We start from the raw sequence: 15,932 nt of genomic DNA, 5'->3' as shown, positions 1-15,932 counted from the left end.
GGTGTGCGCGCCGGATCAGCACCCTCAGTCGAGGTCTTCCGCCCGCGCCGGCATCTGGCGCGCGAGTTCCCAGATCGCCTGCGCGGCCGGCGACAGCGACCGGTCGCGGCGGCGCACCAGCTCGACGGTGCGCTCGGTACGCGGCGTCAGCGGCCGCGCAACCAGCGACGATCCCGCCGGCAGCGGCAGCGACAGCCACGGCTGCACGCTCACGCCGACACCAGCCTCGACGAGCGCGAATACCGTCGCCGAATGCCCGAGTTCCTGCATGACCGTCGCGTTCACCCGATGGGCAGCCAGCGCGGCGTCGATCAACGGCCGGCTTCCGGACGCATGATCAAGCAGGACGAGGCGCTCGCCGTCGAGCGCCGTCCAGGGCACCTCGGCCCGCGCCGCGAGCGGATGATTGGCGCGCGCGACCAGGCAGAACGAGTCGGTCATCAGCGGTTCGCAGACGAGGTCCGCGACGGCGAGCGGCCCGATGACGACGCCGAAATCGACCTCGCTCGACTTCACCTTTCGCAGCACGTCGCTCTGCACGTCGTCGCGCAGGCCGAGCGTGACGAACGGAAACTGGCGCTCGCAGGCCGCGACGACGCGCGGCATCAGCCGGCACGCAATCGTCGGACTCGCGGCGACGATCACGCGCCCCCGCCGCTGCTCGCCGATCTCGCGAATCTCGCGCAGCGTGTCGTCCAGATCGTCGATCAGGCGGGACACGCTCGCGATCAGGTTCACCCCGACGTCGGTCAACTGCACGTCGCGGGTCGTCCGGTCGATCAGCTTCAGCCCGAGCTCGGCCTCGAGTTCGCGCACGCAACGACTGACCGCAGACTGCGTGAGTCCGATCTCGTCACCCGCGCGACTGAAGCTCCGCAGCCGCGCAACCTCGATGAATACGCGAAGCTGGCGCAGCGTAACGTTCATCTCCTCACCTCATCAATCGTCGATACCGATGCACGATTTTAATGCGCGAAATCGGCTCCGATGTGCGAATCCGGCACCGGCCACACATGTTTCGCTGCGGTGCAATATCCACGGAAACGCACGTGGCACGGGCGAGTTGCACAAGATTGGTGATTGTCCTGATTTGCTGGCGGGTTATTTTGGCGTCTTATACGCCCCTAGCTGACTTAGCCGTTAGCCCGCTGCCAAGCGGCTCTCGAGGGAATCGCCTCCGACATGGCACACATCGTGCTTTACCTGACGCACAGGGCGCAGGTTTAGTCGGACGGAAGGCAGAAACGCCGCTGCCGGTCAACCGGACGCCCCCACCCGGCACTCGACGCTCGAGTGCTTGAAGAGTGCGCGGCGCAGGGCAGCGCACCGGAGTTAGCTTCGCTGAGGTGAGGACATGATGCTGTTCGACGATTTGAGAGATAACGAGTGGGCGCTGGTCGAAGGTCTGTTTTGCTCGGAACCCGCACGCAGTGAACGGCGCGGCCGCCCCCGCGTGGAGGCCCGCTCGGTGGTAAACGCCGTGCTGTGGGTACTGTCGACGGGTGAAGGCTGGTCGAAGCTGCCGGGTCGCTATCCGTCGCCGCCGACCTGCCGCCGTCGCTTCGACGAATGGCAGGCAGACGGTACGCTCGCCGAAATCGTCAAGCGCCTCGGCACGAGCGGCCGTCAGATCTCGCTGCGCGGGCGCATCGGGGCAAGCGCGGCGAAGCCGCCTGCACCGCCGAGCCGCGACCGATTGCGCGGCGCCTTCTGGACCAATCCGGAATCCTGGCGCGCCCCCGTGAAGATGGCGTAACGCATGCTCGATCGGGCGGCTTCGGCCGCCCGGCTTCTTTCGGCGCCACGCGCTTTTCGCGGCGCCCGCGTCGTCGATTACCGCTGTCGTGCCGCGATACATCTATTTACTATTATTTACAGCTAGCCTGCACTCCCTCGCTTACCTTAGCGACATATCAACAAGCCGCGCCGATGGCTTGAAGGGAGCCCCGCCATGAAACCAATGTCACTGCTCGTCGCATGCGGCATTGTCATTTCGTTGGCGTCGACCGCCCCCGCTCACGCCGACGATCGCGCGAAGCCACCTCACCGCCAGCAGGATCACCGAAACACCCTTCGCCAGCAACCGCCCGCCACGCCGCTCAATCGACCGACCGTGCCGCGCGGCGATTTGCGCGGCGACATCGCCAGCAACGCACGTGCGCGCATCGGCTCGCAACCGACGGACACGCCGCGTCATCCGTAGTCCACAGGATTTCGTCAAAGAAAATTCCCGAATTCGGGAACTGCTCGACATACGACAAGTCACATCCGTTGCCATGAGCACAGCGTGGCAACAGCAAAAGTATCCGGTACGCCCGTATCCTCGCGATACGGGCTTTTTTTTGAGTGTCGCCGGCGACGGCGCGAGGTCAGGAGTGCGCCGCTACAGGCGGCTTTCGAGAATCGCCACGGCGCTCGCTTCGCTTAACGCGTAGTCGTCCATACGGCGATCGGTCCAGGAAAGTAATTTTTCGTCGCGCTCGAGTCGCGCGCATTCGGCCCGACCACTATCGGTCAGCACCGCGATGTCGACCGGTGCATGGAAACCCGGCGCGGGGGCAACCGTCTTCTGCCTGACCGTGTCCATCAGCCCCAGTGACCGGAGATACTCGAACACGCCCGGGCGGCGCGCCCACGGTACCTGGCGGTACTGCACTCGTCTCAATGCGTCGAGCACCGCTTCGTTGGAATACGTGGCCATCTCGATTCTTTCTTAAAGTGCAGCGACAATGCGAAGCGGCGCGCCGGGCGGGAGCTCCACCCGCCGATACCGCCACCGATTCTGGGGGCCGACGTTCGGCATCGCGTCAGGGCCGGATCGTCAGCCGTCCATAAAAAGACACCATACCCCAATCAAATTGATTCTGTTCGATTCATTTGTACTTCTCTTCATCGGTTTCATGCTCTTCCGCAAGCGGCTAAGACTCATCGCGATCGCGAGCGTCGCGCTGCTCTGGCTGCTTGCGACAGGCTGGCTCACCGCGCCGCTCATCGCATGGACCGAGGCGGGCGTGACGCCGGTCGAGCACCCCGACATGCACGGCCGCACCACACTGATCATCATCGGCATCGGCACACGGCGCAGTGACACCGGCTTGCGGCCGCCGCCCGACGGGGAAGCACGCATCCGCACGACCGCGGCGCTCTACCGCACGTGCCGCGAGCAGGCCACCCGTTGCACCGTGGTGATGTCGGGCGGCGACCCGCAACATCACGGCGAAACCGAGGCGGCCGTCTACGGACGCCGGCTGATCGCGGAAGGCGTCGCTCCAGACGACCTCGTTCTCGAGCCGAACAGCCGCACCACCTATGAAAATGCGAAATTCACCGCTTCTATACTACGCTCACAACATGACGACTCGCGCATTCTCGTCGCGTCGTCCTACCAGATGCGCCGCGCATTGCTCGATTTCCGCCGCTTCGGCATCGATCCGCAGCCCGTTTATTCCAACCGCCGGCGCGCGCAAACGGGCTGGCTGCCCCGCTGGCACAACCTGGAAGACGCGAATCAGGCATTGCACGAGTTGATCGGCATCGCGCAGTTCCACGTCTACCGGTGGCTCGGCTGGTTTTGATGGCGACGCGTGCAAAAACGACGGCGCCTCCCCCTGGATGGCATGCGCATGACGGAATGCACGAAGTGTTGCGCGACTTCAACGGGGCCTTGCGCTGCACGGCGATCCGGTGCACATTGATCCGTCACTTTTGTTACACTCGACACGCACTCGATTGCAGTCGCCAGACAAAACGGCAACATTCGGGTTCATCACCACTTAGCGGAGGTAAAGCAATGAAGAAGACGTCCCTGGCTATTCTGGTCGCGATGTCGGCGCTGACTGGCGCAGCGTATGCGCAAGAGAGCACGCAAATCCAGACCATCACCGACCCGGCCAAGATCGCCGAGATCGAGCAGCGCGCACAGGCACTGCAACAGCAGCAAGCAGCCGAGGCTGCACAGCCGGCGGCTCAGGAAGAGCACCACGGCAAGAAGGCTGCTCACCACAAGGCAGCGAAGAAGGCTGGCAAGAAGGCCGCCAAGGCCGCTCCGGCAGACGCTGCCAGCCAGTAAGTTCGGCGGCACCGCACAAGCGAAAGGCCGAATCCGGGCAACCGGGTTCGGCTTTTTTGGTTGCGGCGCCTGCGCGCTGTGCTAAAGTCGCGCACCGAAATTTTCCACCCGTGCGCACCCCGGTGCGGAGGACAGCATGAGCAACATTCAACTCGACATCGAGTGGACAGAAGCAGCCACTCGCAAGATCAAGCAACTGATGCCGCGCGGCTCGGAAGACGCCTTCCTCGCGCTGCCGCCGATCGAGTGCCTGCCGATGGAGGGCGACGTGCTGTTCCTCGGCCCGCAAGGCAAGCAGCAACCGTTCATCGTCGCCGAACGCCAGTATCACCACGACGGCGACGCCGACTGGACGATCATCCTGATTCTCGACGTACCCGACACGTCGCACTGACGCGTCGCGGCGGCCGGCAACGTGTCCGGCCGCACCACCCTGCTCACGCGAGCTTCGACAGCACACGGATCCCGGGCCGGTCAATCCAGTCCAAGGCCGCGTCGCGACAAGCCGGACTGTGCGCGGAACGCGCATGCACGGCCAAAGCGACCTGGCCGTCGCGGCACTCGACGAACACGCGCCAACGCCCCCAATTCAGAAAAGATTGCGAATCAGCGAATCCAGTACCCGCCGGATCGCCATGCCTCGCATTTCGGCCGCACCAAAAAAATTGCCCGCGCTTCAGAAGAAGCGCGGGCGAAACCGTCGCCCTACGAGGATAGGCGACGGGGCCATCGAGACCCGCGCGCGGCGCGGGTCGTCATCGGTTACGCCAGCGCTCGCAGCGCTGGCATCTGAAGACGTCGAAACCGTTGTCCGGGCGCTCGCGACACCCGCCCGGTCTCTGACGCCATCCTCCCTGTTCTAACGATTCCCACTTATAAAGCAGTTTGCGTGCCAGGTGCACTTTCGAAAGCATGCCATTGATCCATAAGGATATTTTTCTCGGTCACGACGATGTAACACCCGTTCCGCCGCCGTAACGCGCGAATGTTACGTAACGTCACGATAGAGGGACACGAACGTCCCGCACACGCCAGAATCGGCAGGTGCGCGCGACCATAAAAAAAGCCCGCCGGAAGGCGGGCTTTTTCGAAGAGCGGGAGCGTACCGCGATCAGCGCAGCTGATTCACGAGCAGCCCCATGATCTGCCGGGCCGGACCCGACGTATCGATCGCGCCCGAGTCATCGACGACTGCCACACGCGTCTGGTCGGGTGTCAGCGCCTTCACGTTGACGCGATACTGCTTCGCCTGCTTTTCCTTCTTGCCGTGGAACAGCTGGCTCCAGAAGCCCTGCTCGGCCGAGCTGAGATCCTTCGGATCGACATAACGCACGAAAAACAGACCCTTCGTGCGATCGCGATCGTCAACCGTGAAGTTCGCGCGATCGAGTGCGAGGCCGACATGCAGCCACGACCGGTCGTACGGCTCGCCGAGCGTAACTTCGGACGGCACCGCGGCCGAATCGACGTCGTTCGCTTGCGACGACGTACGCGCGACGTTCTGCGCAGCGATCGCAGCGGCGGCGGCCTTCGATGCGTCGGTATCCGCCTTCTTGTCCTTCTGCACCGTGTTGTCGTTGATGTTCGCGATCGGCGGCTCGCCATTCTTCGCGCGCTGATCGTTCTGTGCGAGCACCGCCATCAACCGCTTCAGGTATTCGGTCTCGAGCGCCGGATCGTTCGGTTTCGCTTCCCACTTGCTCGAATCGTTGTTCGCGCCGGTGATCGCCTCACGCATGCCCTTCTGGCTGATGAACACGTAGGTGCCGCCGTTCGGCGCCGAATCGAGGCGCGTGCGGTACTTGTTGCGCTCGGCGGTCACGTACGAATTGCCCATCGCCTTGGAGATCACGCTGCGGATCAGGCCGTCGTTGATCTGCGGATGGGTTTCGTTCCAGTCGGTTTCCATCACGCCCTTGTCGCGCTGGTCGACGACGAGCAGGAAGCCCTGCTCCTGCCAGAAACGGCGAACTTGCGGCCAGATGTCGGCGGGCTTCTTGCTGTCGATCACGAGCCAGCTCTCGGTGCCATCGCGCTGAATATGCATGCCGGTCACGGCGGGCGCGACGGTGTCCGTCGCGGGCGCCGCGTGCTGCACCCGCTGAAGCGCGGACAGGGAAGTCGCGCCGCCCTGTGGCGGCAGCGAACGCTGATCGGCCGTCTCGTCGAGCATGTTGGGCGGCACTGCGAGCGACGCTTCCTTCGATTTCGAATCGCTCTTGTAGTCCACTTTCGTGGGCGACGACGTACCGCAACCGGCAACGAGCGCGCCGGTGGCGAGCACTGCAGCAAACCGCATGGTAAGACGAAGATCAGTCATGTTCGGGGAATCCTCTTCCGCTAAATCACGGCGCTTTCCGTGGATCAACCTTGCATTTTACCGGGGCCGCGCCGGGATGTGCAAAAAAGCGACCGGCAAGAAAAAACCCGCGTCAGCCTGAACTGACGCGGGTTCTTTGTCTGGTCGGGGCGAGAGGATTTGAACCTCCGACCACCTGCACCCCATGCAGGTACGCTACCAGGCTGCGCTACGCCCCGAAAGAAAAAAATTATAACAGACAGTTGGCCGGTTTAGAACGGGTCGCATGCATTTTGTGCATGTTCCCGTGAAATTTTTTGCGACATGATCAAACGGGACAAGACGGCTTCGATACGGGCGGCAACGTGCATCCCGCTCGTCACGCTCCGGCCATGCGATCCGCCGCATGCTTACCGTCGACGCGCGACACAGATGACCGTGAGGCCCGCCACCCGGTTGAACCGGAACATCGGTAGCTCGGCTCGGCAGATCAGCTTGAGCAAACCGTTGACGACCGGATGGTGCCGGCGCAACTGCGACGCCGGTTCGCGCGGTTGTCGACGCGCCCGCTCGCTCAGTCGCAATGCCGCCGCGAGCGGGAACGTGAGGCCGAAATAATACGCGCCGCGCTCGACCTCCAGCCCCGCACGACGCGCGACGTCTTCGAGACCGGCGAGCGTATACCTGCGCTTGTGCTCGAGAAAATCGTCATGCGCGCTCCACAGGAACTGAAACGCGGGAACCGTGATCAGGAACCGGCTGCCCTTCGGCGCGCCCGCCACGTAGCGGGCAAGCAACCCGACATCGTCGTCGACGTGCTCAAGGACATCCATCAGCAGCACGAGATCGGCATCGAATCGATCGACGGCACGGCGAAAATGGACGGGCTTGCCGGCCGCCTCCCCGTCGGTATCGTCGGCATAGCTCGTATCGACACACCATGCTTCCGTCGCCTGCGTGCGCTCGAGCAAATGCTTCGAAAAGAAGCCCGAGCCGGCACCGACGTCGAGTATGCGGTTCGTGTCCGACGTGCCCAGAAACCGACGGATCGCGCTCGCCTTCGACGCGTAGTACCAGTGATCGCCTACATCCGCTCCCAGTACGTCGAGCTCCTTCAGATCCATGACGCCTCCCCCGTGTCGGCCACCATGCTTTGTGATCCATCCAGCCACTGATGCCGATCTTACCGCGCCGCCGCCGTCGCACGTGCGGCAAGTTGCGCGATTCGCAGGGGCAACCTGTGTCGCGCCTTAATCGAAAAGGACGATGGCCGATTCGTCGCGGATCGCTACCGTGCGCTTGCCCGGCGCGAGATCAATGCGCACGGCACATCGTCCGACTGCATGCCGATCGATATGGCACATCTCCGCTTTGCCGCGCTGCGCGGCACGCCGGCGGCGGTTTCGATCGCAACGGCGGTCGCGACGTCCCGTCACCGTCTCAGACAAAGGCCAGTGAATGACTCAGAAAAACGACATTTCCCGTCGACACTTTCTCCGGCTGGGTGCCGGCACGATCGGCATCATGCTGGGAGACGCGTATCTTCTGTCCGCGTGCGGCGGCGACTCGATCGCGGTAGCCCCCGTCACGACGCCCAGGCTCACTTCGGCAGCGAACTTTCGCGACACCGGGGGACCGGACGGAACGGGCTATGCCTCCGCGAGTGGTTCAGCGATGAAGAAAGGCGTGATCTACCGGTCGTCCGCGCTCGCGCTGTCCGCGGCCGACCTCGCAACGGTCGATACGCTCGGCATCACGCACGTGTACGACCTGCGCACGACCGCGGAGATTCACGCGCAGCCGGATGTGCCATTGGCCGGCGCCACCTGGCAGAACCTCAACGTGCTCGGCGCCGCCAGTATTGGTCCGCTTCCGACCGATGGCGCGACTGCCACGGCCTTCATGCAAAGCATGTATCGGGCGTTCGTGACGTCGGAAACGGCGCGGACGAGTTTCCACACGCTATTCGCCGGCTTTGCCGCGTCCGGCGGCAACCTGGTCTTCCACTGCACGGCCGGCAAGGATCGCACCGGCTGGGCGACGGCCATTCTGCACACGATTCTCGGTGTCCCACGGCAGACGATCCTCGCCGACTATCTGCTGACCAACATCTACAGCGCGTCGGAAATCGCCGCCTATGTCGCACAGGCGCGCAAGAGCGGCGGGCAGGATGCGGCCGACATGATGGCCGCGCTGCAGGGCGCGCAAGCCGCCTATATGCAGGCGGCATTCGATCAGGTCGTCGCGTCATACGGCTCGATGGCGTCGTACATCGATAACGGTCTGCAACTGGACCAGACGACGCAGAATGCAATCCGGCAGAGCATGCTGGTCTGATCGGTCCGCAGGCGGCGATAGCGCAGGTGCGTCCGTCGCCCCCGCCCGCCGTCTGCGCCCCGGATCGGACACCGCCTTCATCCGGCATGTAACCCCGCGTCAGCCAACGCCGACGCCGGGTTTGCCGATCCGGCGCAACGCGCGCCGCCCGCTTCGACCGCAAAACCAAACAACCGTTTGATTTTTCCGCCCCGCCGCCGCGAATCCATTGTCCCGTCGCGCGCCGGCCGGTCCTGCCCGGACGCCCGCTGTTTGGTTACGCCGCTCTAGCACGCTATGCCACACTGCACGGCATCGACGTCCGCGCCGCGCATCCGCCGCACGCCCTCGCCGAGCACAACAAGACATGGAGACAGACGATGCGGAATGCGGTCCGGCGCGGCCATCGCACGCCTTTGGCATTTTTCGACTGGATGAGCGGCCCGCGACGCGCGGCCGCGTCGGTTTCACTTGGCACCTCTCGTGCGCTCGGCTGCGGCGCGCTTGCGCTCGCGCTGTTCTGCGCCGGCTGCGCGGAACCCGGCGCACAGCGCGACGGGACCGCGTCGGTCTCGTCGACGAAGATCGAGCGCACCAAGGCCGAACGCCTCGCCCGCGAACAGCAGATCGCCCGCACGGTGCCGTCGCTCGCGTCGCTCAGCCTCACGCAGCCGCGCCCGTTCACGCTGCGCGACTCGGGCCAGAGCGGTGCGATGACATTCCTGCGCGATGTCGATTTCCGTATCGTCAACAACCTTGGCTTCTTCATCCATCAACTGTCCGCGACACTCGTGCCGACGCAGGCCGGCGCACCGATCGTGTTCGACGATCCGACGAGTTTCGAGATCGACGTGCATGAAGGCACGGTCACGCTCGACAACGCGAAGCTAACCGCCCTCTTCAACACGTACATCTTCGGTTACCGCAACGCGCCGCTGCGCAACCTCGCCGTATCGGCAGGCGATGGCGTGATCCATCTGCAGGGCGAGATGCAGCGCGATGGCTGGGTGCCGTTCTCGCTGACCGGCACGCTCACGATTCGCGACGGCAGCCAGCTCGTATTCCACCCGACCGGCGTGCGCGTGTCGGGCATCAACGCGCAGCCGGTGATGCGTGCGGCCAACGTGAAGATGGCCGATCTGTTGAAGATCGAGACCCCGATCGCACGGCTCGCCGGCGACGACCTCGTGATGTCGGTCGACAAGTTGATGCCGCCGCCGCGGCTGAAGATCAGGATCACCGCGCTGCGCGTGACGCCGGCCGGCCTCGACCTGAAGCTCGACGACGGCTCGCACGCCGGCTTCGCGCTGCCCGCGAACGCGCCGCAACAGGCGATGTACATCCGCGGCGGCGACGTGAAGTTCATGCGCTCGATGCCGATGAACGCGGATATCCTGATCAGCCCTGTCGATCCGACGAAGCGTGACCAGAATTTCGTGTTCGACCTGTATCACTATCGCGATCAGGTATCGGCCGGCTATTTCAATTTCGACGAAAGCGGCGCGATGGCGATCCGGATGCCGTCGTACGCGGGCCCCGCGAGCGGCGCTGCGCTCGGCAGCACGGCCGCCCGCCTGAACGACAGCTTCCTCGCCGCGCAGCAGACTACGCTACACGACTCGCGCCAGCACTGGGAAGCGTTTGCACTCGCGGCCGGCACGACGCAGCCCGGCATGCAGAAAGTTGCGATGCGGCGCTCGTCGGCCATTCCGTTCAACGAACGGCACGTGTCGAACCGCAATCCGACGATCCATCTGCACAATGTCGACTTCAACCTGTCCGGCGACATCGGCTTCCACGTCGAGGATCTCGACGTCCAGCTCATCGCGAAACGGCCAGGCGAACCGGTCGACCTCGACGATCCGAACCAGTACGACATCCGCATTCTCGGCGGGACGGTCGTCGAATCGTGGAAGGCGATGTCGGCGCTCTTCAACAACTACCTGCTCGACTACTCGCCGCGCTCGCTGAACGACCTGCAGTTGAGCGCGGATGGCCAGGACCTGCGCGTCCAGGGCGGCATCAAGCTCTGGAATCACGTGCCCGGCGTGTGGCTTCCGACCGACATGAAGGGCTCGCTTTCGGTGCTCGACGACCGGCACCTCGCGTTCCGGCCGTCGCAGGTGTCGGTGCTCGGCATCCCGCAGGCGAAGCTGCTGCGCTCGCTCGGCATCGAGCTCGCGTCCCTGACGCCGCTGCAGCGCCGCGGCGCGGAACTGCGCGGCGACACGCTCGTGCTCGACCAGTACACCGTCTTTCCGCCGCCCGTGCTGAACGGCAAGCTCGGCCAGGCCACCGTCGAACGCGACGGATTGCGCCTGACGTTCCGGCGGGTTGCCGACGCACCCGCGCCGAAGCGGCCGCAGATCGACGCACCGAGCTACATGTGGATGGAAGGCGGAGACATGAAGATGTTCAACGTGCTGGAACTGAACGTGCGCGCGCTGATCCGGAACTCGGCCGAGGCAGGCCCGATGCGCTTCGACCTGTACGGCTACCGCAGCCAGGTCGCGCAAGGCTCGGTGCGGATGCTGCCGGACGGCACGCTGGTCGTCGACATGGGCAAGCCAAATCCGCTCGCGTCGCGCTGATCCGGGCGGGCCCGCGTGCATGAAAAAAGCCCGGTGGCGCTTCGCACACCGGGCTTCATTTTGATCCGAGCGTTGTGCTCAGTGGTGCTTCAGTCCGTCGATCACGTCGAGGAGCGCCTGCCTCAGCGCGATCACGTCGACCGTTGCCCCCGGCTTGCCCGATGCACGCGCATCGGCGGCCAGCACGTCAGGCTCGACCGGTGCGCCGGCAGCGCGCTCGCCGCTCGGTGAATCGAGCCGGTTGCGTGCCCCGTTGATCGTGAACCCCTGTTCGTACAGCAACTCGCGAATCCGCCGGATCAGCAGCACTTCATGATGCTGGTAATACCGACGATTGCCGCGCCGCTTCACCGGCCTAAGCTGAGTGAATTCCTGTTCCCAGTAACGCAGCACATGCGGCTTGACCCCGCACAATTCGCTGACTTCACCGATCGTGAAGTAGCGCTTCGCGGGAATCGGAGGCAAGACGACTTTCTCAACCGTAGTGGTCATCGTCGGTTAACCGTCGTTAAGGATGCGCGGCGGCCGCGCGGAGACGTCAGCGCGCGGGCGTTACTCCGCGCCGTTTTCGACCAGCGCCTTCAGCTTCTGGCTCGCGTGGAAGGTTACCACCCGGCGGGCCGCGATCGGAATCGCCTCGCCCGTCTTCGGATTGCGGCCCGGACGCTGCGGCTTGTCGCGCAGCTGGAAGTTGCCGAACCCCGACAGCTTGACGCTTTCGCCGTTTTCGAGCGCGTCGCGGATCACTTCGAAAAACGCCTCGACCATGTCCTTCGCTTCACGCTTGTTCAGCCCGACGCTGTCGAACAGCAGCTCTGCCAGTTCCGCTTTCGTCAGCGTCGGCGTCTCGGTGGACGCCGGCGCCGAAGCGTCGCGGTTCATGGCACTGCGTTGCGCCGTCAGGAGGGCTTCGAATTCACTCGAGGTCATGTCGTTCATATCTGCCATACAGCGCGTTAAACCAAAACTTACGATGGGGAAGAGCCGCCCGCGAGGGGGCGGCCCGTCTCCCTAGCCGCGCAGGCGGGCACCAGCACGAGCCATCCGCTCGACCAGCGTCTGGATCGCCTGATCGACGACCTCGTCCTGTAGCGTGCCAGCCGCGTCCTGCAGCGTCACGCGGAAGGCAAGGCTCTTCTCGTGCGCGGCGAGACCACCGGAAGTATTTGATTTTGCACGAAATTCGTCGAAGAGTACAACCTTCTGAACGAATCGGCAGGCGTCTTCGGCCAACGCCTTCTTCATTTCGTCGAAAAGCGCCTGAACCTCGACCGCCTGATCGACCACGACCGCGATATCGCGCCGCACCGGCGGGAATTTCGACACGTCGGTCGGTGCCGGCAGCGCACGTGCGATCAGCGCATCCGCGTCGATTTCGAACATCACCGGCGCGTGCGACAGCTCGTACTTCTGCATCAGGCGCGGATGGAGCTCGCCGATCCAGCCGACCGCGCGGCCATCGACCTCGATGCGCGCGCTGCGGCCCGGATGGAGGGCCGGATGCTCGGCCTTCACGAAGCGCGCGGTGGCCGGCGCGAGCAGCGCCTCGAGATCGCCCTTCACGTCGAAGAAATCGACTGCGCGGGTCGCGACACCCCACTGTTCGTCGACCGCCGGACCGTACGCGAGCGCGCCGACACGCTTCGGCTGCGAGTAGCCTTCGACGGTCAGTTCGCCGGCCTTCACCGACGGATCGGCGAGAAACACGCGGCCCGTCTCGAACACGCGAACGCGATCCGCGCGACGGTTCAGGTTGTGGCGCAGCACCGAGATCAGGCTGCCGAACAGCGTCGTACGCATCACCGACAGCTGGCTCGCGATCGGATTCAGCAGGCGGATCGGGGTGTCGTTGCCGGCGAAGTCGTGCTCCCACTCCGCATCGACGAAGCTGAAGTTGACCGTTTCGGCATAGTCGCGCGCCGCGAGCGCGTGACGGATATCGTGGATCGAACGTCGCGTCTCGTTGGTCGCGCGCATCTCGCTCGTCGCGACCGGCGGACGGGCCGGGATCTTCTCGAAGCCGTAGATGCGCGCCACTTCCTCGATCAGGTCTTCCTCGATCTCGATGTCGAAGCGGTGCGACGGCGGCGTGACCAGGAATGCGTCGTCGTCACGCTCGAACGGCAGGCGCAGGCGCGTGAAGATGTTCGCGATCTCGTCGGCGTCGATCTTCACGCCGATGATGCGGTTCGCGCGCGACACACGCATCTTCACCGGCGCGCGCTGCGGCAGGTTCACTGCCTGGTCGTCGACCGGGCCGGCCTTGCCGCCGCAGATCTCGAGAATCAGCTGCGTGATGCGCTCGACGTGCTCGACGGTCGTCGCGTAGTCGACGCCGCGCTCGAAGCGATGGGCCGCATCGGTCGAGAAGTTGTACTTGCGCGCGCGGCCACGGATGCTGTCCGGCCACCAGAACGCGGCCTCCAGGTAGATGTTGGTCGTGTCGAGCGTGACGGCCGTGCTGTCGCCGCCCATGATGCCCGCGAGGCTTTCGACCTGACGGTCGTCCGCAATCACACCGACCGTTTCGTCGAGTTCGACCGTGTTGCCGTTCAGCAGCTTCAGCGACTCGCCGCGCTTGCCCCAGCGAACCTCGATGCCGCCGTGGATCTTGTCCAGGTCGAACACGTGCGACGGACGGCCGAGCTCGAACATCACATAGTTCGAGATGTCGACAAGCGCCGACACGCTGCGCTGGCCCGAACGCTCGAGGCGCTCGATCATCCATTGCGGCGTCTTCGCATGCGCGTTCACGCCGCGGATCACGCGACCCGAGAAACGGCCGCACAGATCGGGGGCGGTGATGCGCACGGGCAGCGTCTCATCGAGCTCGACGCGCACCGGACGGATGTCGACCGGCGTCAGCGGCGCGCCGGTGATCGCGGCCGTCTCGCGCGCGATGCCGAACACCGACAGGCAGTCGGCCTTGTTCGGCGTCAGCTTGATTTCGAAGATCGTGTCGTCGAGATTGAGCGTGTCGCGGATGTCCTGACCGACCGGCGTGTCTTCCGGCAGGATCAGCAGGCCGCTGTGGTCCTCGGACAACTTCAGCTCACGCGCCGAGCACAGCATCCCCTGGCTCTCCACGCCGCGCAGCTTCGACAGCTTGATCGCGAACGGCTTGCCGCCCTCTTCCGCCGGCGGCAGTTCCGCGCCGACCAGCGCGACCGGCACCTTGATGCCGGGCGCCACGTTCGGTGCGCCGCACACGATATTCAGCGTCGCGCCGGTGCCGGCGTCGACCTGGCAGACATTGAGCTTGTCCGCATCCGGATGCTTGACGACTTCGAGCACGCGGCCGACGACGATCTTCGACGTCGGCGGCGCAGCCTTGCTCAGCGATTCGACTTCGAGCCCCGCCATCGTCAGCGCGTGCGACAGTTCGTCGGTCGTCAGCTGCGGGTCGACAAAGGTTCTCAACCAGGATTCAGGGAATTGCATGGATGTCTACGTTCGAAACAGGTTAGATCGGCGCCCGGCCCCCGTCGGAAACGTCCGGCGGGGCACGCGCGGGCACATGTCGGCGCGGCGCGTGCGTTATGCGAACTGGCGCAGGAAACGCAGGTCGTTCTCGAAGAACAGCCGGAGATCCTGCACGCCGTAGCGCAGCATCGTCAGGCGCTCGAGGCCGCTGCCGAACGCAAAGCCGATGTAGCGCTCGGGATCGAGGCCCATGTTGCGGATCACGGTCGGATGCACCTGCCCCGAGCCCGAGATCTCGAGCCATTTGCCGGCGTTCTTGCCGTGCTCGAACATCATGTCGATCTCGGCCGACGGTTCCGTGAACGGGAAATACGACGGACGGAAGCGCACGAGGATGTCGTCGCGCTCGAAGAATTTCTTCAGGAAGTCGGTATAGACGCCCTTGAGGTCGGCGAAGCTGATGTTTTCGTCGATCCACAGCCCCTCGACCTGATTGAACATAGGCGAGTGGGTCGCATCGCTGTCGACGCGATACGTGCGGCCCGGTGCGATCACCTTGATCGGCGGGCGGTTCATGCGCGCGTAACGCACCTGCATCGGGCTCGTGTGCGTGCGCAGCAGCAGCTGGCGGCCGTCGGCATCCTTGCCTTCGACGTAGAAGGTGTCCTGCATCGAACGCGCCGGATGGTTCTCCGGGCTGTTCAACGACGTGAAGTTGTACCAGTCGGTCTCGATTTCGGGACCGTCGGCCACGTCGAAGCCGATCGAGCGGAAAATCTGTTCGACGCGCTCCCACGTGCGCATCACGGGGTGCAGACTGCCTGCACCGGCGCCGCGGCCCGGCAGCGTGACGTCGATCGCCTCGGCGGCGAGGCGCTGGTTCAGCAGCGCCTCGGCGAGCGCCTGACGACGTGCGGTCAGCGCGGCTTCCACCTGCTGCTTCGCGACGTTGATGCGTGCGCCTTCGGTCTTGCGTGATTCGGGATCGAGCTTGCCGAGGCCCTTGAGCAACTCGGTCAGCGCACCCGACTTGCCGAGAAATCGTGCTTTCTCGTTTTCGAGCGTGGTGATGTCGGCAGCCTGTTCGAAGGACTGCTGCGCGTCGGCGACAATCTGGTCCAGATCCATAGATCCCATCATTTCCAACGTCATTCGGTCTTGGCGAGCGAAATCGCCCATCCAAACAAAAAAGGGGCTCGGAAGAGCCCCGTTTTCGCTGCAGCGGCCGAGACTA

14 protein-coding genes, 1 tRNA gene and 1 pseudogene are annotated in these 15,932 nt (G+C 64.5%); 7 read left to right on the top strand and 9 right to left on the bottom strand.

What is annotated here, in order from left to right; translation table 11 throughout:
- Positions 1 to 24: 24 nt before the first annotated feature.
- Positions 25 to 927, bottom strand: coding sequence for a LysR family transcriptional regulator (locus BTE28158_RS27440; RefSeq protein WP_151049096.1), 903 nt, complete (start codon positions 925 to 927; stop codon positions 25 to 27).
- A gap of 430 nt (positions 928 to 1,357) precedes the next feature.
- On the opposite strand from BTE28158_RS27440, the pseudogene BTE28158_RS27435 reads away from it, so the two are divergent.
- Both BTE28158_RS27435 and BTE28158_RS32625 read left to right on the top strand, forming a co-directional pair.
- A pseudogene (locus BTE28158_RS27435) lies at positions 1,358 to 1,753 on the top strand (transposase); the annotation flags it as partial.
- A gap of 198 nt (positions 1,754 to 1,951) precedes the next feature.
- Entirely contained in the window at positions 1,952 to 2,203 is a 252-nt protein-coding gene (locus tag BTE28158_RS32625; RefSeq protein WP_151049098.1) for a hypothetical protein, read from the top strand.
- 180 nt (positions 2,204 to 2,383) lie between these two features.
- Here BTE28158_RS32625 and BTE28158_RS27430 read toward each other — a convergent pair whose 3' ends face one another.
- Entirely contained in the window at positions 2,384 to 2,701 is a 318-nt protein-coding gene (locus BTE28158_RS27430) for a hypothetical protein (RefSeq protein ID WP_059510817.1), read from the bottom strand.
- 157 nt (positions 2,702 to 2,858) lie between these two features.
- Between BTE28158_RS27430 and BTE28158_RS27425 the strand changes: the two genes are divergently transcribed.
- From BTE28158_RS27425 to BTE28158_RS27415, 3 genes are all read left to right on the top strand, one after another.
- Complete coding sequence (locus BTE28158_RS27425) at positions 2,859 to 3,575, top strand: YdcF family protein (RefSeq protein WP_151049100.1); 717 nt, start codon at positions 2,859 to 2,861, stop codon at positions 3,573 to 3,575.
- Between the two features lie 215 nt (positions 3,576 to 3,790).
- On the top strand, positions 3,791 to 4,069 hold the full coding sequence (locus BTE28158_RS27420; RefSeq protein ID WP_059608570.1) for a hypothetical protein: 279 nt from the start codon (positions 3,791 to 3,793) through the stop codon (positions 4,067 to 4,069).
- A gap of 136 nt (positions 4,070 to 4,205) precedes the next feature.
- Positions 4,206 to 4,463 (top strand): hypothetical protein, encoded by a 258-nt coding sequence (locus tag BTE28158_RS27415; RefSeq protein ID WP_059608571.1) that lies wholly within the window; start codon positions 4,206 to 4,208, stop codon positions 4,461 to 4,463.
- A gap of 717 nt (positions 4,464 to 5,180) precedes the next feature.
- On the opposite strand, the gene bamC is transcribed toward BTE28158_RS27415, so the two are convergent.
- From bamC to BTE28158_RS27400, 3 genes are all read right to left on the bottom strand, one after another.
- Complete coding sequence (bamC, locus tag BTE28158_RS27410; protein WP_151049102.1) at positions 5,181 to 6,389, bottom strand: NlpB/DapX family lipoprotein; 1,209 nt, start codon at positions 6,387 to 6,389, stop codon at positions 5,181 to 5,183.
- Positions 6,390 to 6,530: 141 nt separating this feature from the next.
- Positions 6,531 to 6,607 (bottom strand) — tRNA-Pro (locus tag BTE28158_RS27405).
- A gap of 171 nt (positions 6,608 to 6,778) precedes the next feature.
- Complete coding sequence (locus BTE28158_RS27400) at positions 6,779 to 7,492, bottom strand: class I SAM-dependent methyltransferase (protein WP_151049104.1); 714 nt, start codon at positions 7,490 to 7,492, stop codon at positions 6,779 to 6,781.
- 400 nt (positions 7,493 to 7,892) lie between these two features.
- Here BTE28158_RS27400 and BTE28158_RS27395 point away from each other — a divergent pair, with 400 nt between their 5' ends.
- A complete protein-coding gene (locus tag BTE28158_RS27395) occupies positions 7,893 to 8,705 on the top strand; it encodes a tyrosine-protein phosphatase (RefSeq protein WP_239007418.1) in 813 nt (270 codons plus the stop codon).
- 359 nt (positions 8,706 to 9,064) lie between these two features.
- The gene (locus BTE28158_RS27390) at positions 9,065 to 11,275 is read left to right on the top strand and encodes a hypothetical protein (protein ID WP_151049106.1); all 2,211 of its coding nucleotides are present in this window, start codon (positions 9,065 to 9,067) and stop codon (positions 11,273 to 11,275) included.
- 78 nt (positions 11,276 to 11,353) lie between these two features.
- Here the strand turns inward: BTE28158_RS27390 and BTE28158_RS27385 are convergent, their stop codons facing one another.
- The 4 genes from BTE28158_RS27385 to pheS form a co-directional block, all read right to left on the bottom strand.
- Entirely contained in the window at positions 11,354 to 11,767 is a 414-nt protein-coding gene (locus BTE28158_RS27385) for a MerR family transcriptional regulator (RefSeq protein ID WP_151049108.1), read from the bottom strand.
- 60 nt (positions 11,768 to 11,827) lie between these two features.
- Positions 11,828 to 12,214 (bottom strand): integration host factor subunit alpha, encoded by a 387-nt coding sequence (locus BTE28158_RS27380; protein WP_006486093.1) that lies wholly within the window; start codon positions 12,212 to 12,214, stop codon positions 11,828 to 11,830.
- 72 nt (positions 12,215 to 12,286) lie between these two features.
- Positions 12,287 to 14,716: a phenylalanine--tRNA ligase subunit beta gene (gene pheT / locus BTE28158_RS27375; protein ID WP_151049110.1), complete on the bottom strand. Its 2,430-nt coding sequence runs from the start codon at positions 14,714 to 14,716 to the stop codon at positions 12,287 to 12,289.
- 96 nt (positions 14,717 to 14,812) lie between these two features.
- Entirely contained in the window at positions 14,813 to 15,826 is a 1,014-nt protein-coding gene (pheS, locus tag BTE28158_RS27370) for a phenylalanine--tRNA ligase subunit alpha (RefSeq protein WP_170296429.1), read from the bottom strand.
- Positions 15,827 to 15,932: the final 106 nt, after the last annotated feature.

Source organism: Burkholderia diffusa, from assembly GCF_902499115.1.
Lineage (GTDB): Bacteria > Pseudomonadota > Gammaproteobacteria > Burkholderiales > Burkholderiaceae > Burkholderia > Burkholderia diffusa.
Note: the sequence above shows the minus strand (reverse complement) of the source record. Positions and strands in the feature narration are given on the sequence as shown.